Source organism: Pseudogracilibacillus amylolyticus (SeqCode) (assembly GCF_051918545.1).
Taxonomy (GTDB): Bacteria; Bacillota; Bacilli; order Bacillales; family Amphibacillaceae; genus Pseudogracilibacillus.
The window spans coordinates 1-3,288 of sequence record NZ_JBPPZG010000303.1 but is presented as its reverse complement, the minus strand read 5'-3'; the positions used below and the strand labels follow the sequence as shown (position 1 = coordinate 3,288).

Here is a 3,288-nt window from a genome sequence, read left to right as displayed (position 1 = left end):
ATTTTTTTCCATACAATAAGAATACCACAGTGATCAACACCGTGGTAGAGCAAAAATTTTATACTTTCTTATCTTTTAAAAAAATAAAAATTCCTTTTCAATATCCTATTAGAATATGAAAAGGAATTTTTTAATTATTCACTAACAAATGGCAGTAATGCCATTGCTCGAGCACGTTTAATTGCAATAGTCAATTTACGTTGATATTTAGCAGATGTTCCAGTTACTCTTCGTGGAAGAATTTTTCCACGTTCAGAAATAAATCTTCTTAGTAAGTCAACATCTTTATAGTCGATATGTGTAATTCCGTTCGCTGTAAAATAACACACTTTACGACGTCTTGGACGACCACGTCTCATCAGTATCACTCCTTACTTTAAATGTCATTAGATATATCTTAAAACGGTAAATCATCGTCAGAAATGTCTACTTGTTCCCCATCTTTTTGAAATGGATTTGCTGTTCTTTCTTCCATTGGTTGGGATGGTTGACTATGGGATGGTGGTGCTTGATGTTGAAAGGATTCGTTAGGACTGTAACTAGATGGACCTGGGCCTGGACCTCTTTGTTGCGAAGCTCCTCTTGACTCCAAGAATTGGATATTCTCAGCCACTACTTCCGTAACATAAACCATCTTTCCATCCTGACCTTCATATGATCGTGTTTGGATTCTACCATCTACTCCGATCATACTGCCTTTTTTCATATAATTTGCAAGGTTTTCCGCAGTCTTTCGCCATACAACACAGTTAATAAAATCTGCTTCTTGTTCTCCTTGCTGATTTCTAAATGGTCTGTTTGCAGCTACTGTAAAATTAGCAACTGCTACTCCACTTGCAGTATAACGTAAATCGGGATCTCTTGTTAGCCTTCCGACTAAAACGACTCTATTCAACACCAGAATCACTCCCTATTATTGTTCATCTAAACGAACTACCATGTGGCGAATAATGTCATCAGAAAACTTTGCTTGACGTTCAAATTCATTTACAGCTTGGTGATCGCCTTTAAAGTTAATAACAACATAATAACCATCACGGAAATTATTAATTTCATATGCAAGTCGACGTGAACCTAACTCGTCTACTTTATCAATTGTAGCCCCATTATCTGTTAAAATAGCGTTAAAGCGTTCAATTAACGCTGTTCTAGCTTCTTCTTCGATATTTGGGCGGATGATATACATGATTTCATAATCTCTCATCCTACGCACCTCCTTTTGGTCTATACGGCTTTGCCTTCAACATATGAGGCAGAGCAAGGAGTAATTTTTACAATTACCCACAGATGAAAATTATAACAAAAACATGCTAAAATAACAACTCTTTTGGTTGTCCCAAATTATACGTTATATTGCTTGTGATCTCTTATACATTAAATCGGAAATGAATGACGTCCCCATCTTTTACCAAGTAATCTTTTCCTTCAAGTCTAACTTTCCCATTCTCCCTGGCTTGTACCATGGATCCAGCTTCCATTAAATCATCATAAGACACTGTCTCGGCCCGGATAAATCCTCGTTCAAAGTCTGTATGAATAATTCCTGCAGCTTGAGGTGCTTTCATTCCTTTTTTAAACGTCCAAGCTCTTACCTCTTGTTCCCCTGCAGTAAAGTATGTTGCAAGTCCCAATAATTCATAGGATGCTGTAATTAATTGATCCAGTCCTGATTGCTCTATCCCTAACTCTTCTAAAAATAGTTCCTTTTCTTCTTGATCTAGTTCGGCAATTTCTTCTTCAATTTTAGCACTTACAACAATTACCTCGGCATTGTCTTTTTCGGCATATTCTTTTACCTGTTTTACATATTTATTTCCTTCAATCTCTGTAATATCATCTTCACTTACATTTGCAACATATAAAATTGGCTTTGCTGTTAAAAGATGTAGTTGATTTGCTATTTTCAACTCTTCTTCTGTTAGTTCTACAGCTCGGGCTGGTATTTCATTTTCAAGTCCTTCTTTTAACTTTTTCATCGTATTAAATTCTTGTACTGCTTCTTTTTCTTTTTGTCTTGCTAATTTTTCTGAACGATCATAACGGCGTGTTACAGTCTCTAAATCAGCTAAAATCAGTTCAAGATTAATTGTTTCAATATCATCAATCGGATCTATTTTTCCGGAAACATGCGTAATATTTTCATCTTCAAAACAACGAACGACTTGACAAATAGCATCAACTTGCCTGATATGAGAAAGAAACTGATTTCCTAACCCTTCTCCTTTATTTGCCCCTTTTACAATGCCAGCAATATCAGTAAATTCAAATGCAGTAGGTACTGTTTTTTTCGGTTTTACTACTTCCGTTAATTTTTGTAATCTTTCATCCGGAACTTCTACAATCCCAACATTTGGATCAATTGTACAAAACGGATAATTAGCAGATTCTGCGCCTGCCCTTGTTATTGCATTAAATAATGTTGACTTCCCTACATTGGGAAGACCAACTATTCCTGCTGTTAATGACATCTAATTCCCACTCCTTAAACGGATCCCCTAGTTCATCTGAACTATCTAGTATTATACTTTTTTATATTAAAATAACAAATAGCTAAAATGTAAAAACTCATTATCGTTGACTAGTCAAAATTCAATTTTCTTTATACGAAAACTCATTTTTTCGTAGGTTATTACTACGTATTTATTCTTTTTCACTTTTTTCAATAATTTTCTTTAATTTCTTTTGAAATTCGTTTCTTGGGATAAGCACACTTCTGTCACACCCTAAACATTTAATCCGTATATCCATTCCCATCCGAATGATTTTCCACTTATTTTCACCACATGGATGTTGTTTTTTCATCTCAACAATATCATTTAATGAAAATTGTTTTTTATCCATTTCCATTATCCTTTCTTATTTTAAATCCTTCATTACAAATAAACAATTAGCTACGGAAGCCATCCAGCAATTAAGTTAGTAGTTTTTCGTACCTATTATATCATTTTAAAAATAGAAATTAATATAAACGACTGCTTTCTTTACTGTTTTCTATAGAAATCAGCTTCAAAACTGGATGTATATTGTTCTGTTTTAAAACGTATACTATAAAAACTTGCTCGATAACTAAAGTCTCGACAATTGGGGAACGACTTCGTTTACTTTTTACCAACCTAATACAATATGGAAGGAACGTTTCTATATGAATAATCCAGTTCAAAATAATGATGTGAATTATGTTCACTATAAAGATCCTTTAGCAATTAAATTAACTAGTGACATTCTTATAACATGTTTGCCAAAATATTATACAAATTTAATCGTTCTTTGTATTGGTACTGATCGTTC

The 3,288-nt window shown here is 33.9% G+C and carries 5 protein-coding genes; all 5 read right to left on the bottom strand.

Annotated features, from left to right (window positions below):
- Positions 1–134 precede the first annotated feature (134 nt).
- A complete protein-coding gene (gene rpsR / locus ACPYKA_RS19940) occupies positions 135–359 on the bottom strand; it encodes a 30S ribosomal protein S18 (RefSeq protein ID WP_336260272.1) in 225 nt (74 codons plus the stop codon).
- Positions 360–397: 38 nt separating this feature from the next.
- On the bottom strand, positions 398–898 hold the full coding sequence (gene ssb / locus ACPYKA_RS19935) for a single-stranded DNA-binding protein (RefSeq protein ID WP_479543936.1): 501 nt from the start codon (positions 896–898) through the stop codon (positions 398–400).
- Between the two features lie 15 nt (positions 899–913).
- Positions 914–1,204 carry a 30S ribosomal protein S6 gene (gene rpsF / locus ACPYKA_RS19930; RefSeq protein ID WP_479543935.1) on the bottom strand — a complete coding sequence of 97 codons (291 nt, stop codon included), beginning with the start codon at positions 1,202–1,204 and terminating at the stop codon, positions 914–916.
- Positions 1,205–1,367: 163 nt separating this feature from the next.
- The gene (gene ychF, locus ACPYKA_RS19925; RefSeq protein ID WP_479543934.1) at positions 1,368–2,468 is read right to left on the bottom strand and encodes a redox-regulated ATPase YchF; all 1,101 of its coding nucleotides are present in this window, start codon (positions 2,466–2,468) and stop codon (positions 1,368–1,370) included.
- 172 nt (positions 2,469–2,640) lie between these two features.
- Positions 2,641–2,841: a DUF951 domain-containing protein gene (locus ACPYKA_RS19920; protein ID WP_479543933.1), complete on the bottom strand. Its 201-nt coding sequence runs from the start codon at positions 2,839–2,841 to the stop codon at positions 2,641–2,643.
- Positions 2,842–3,288: the final 447 nt, after the last annotated feature.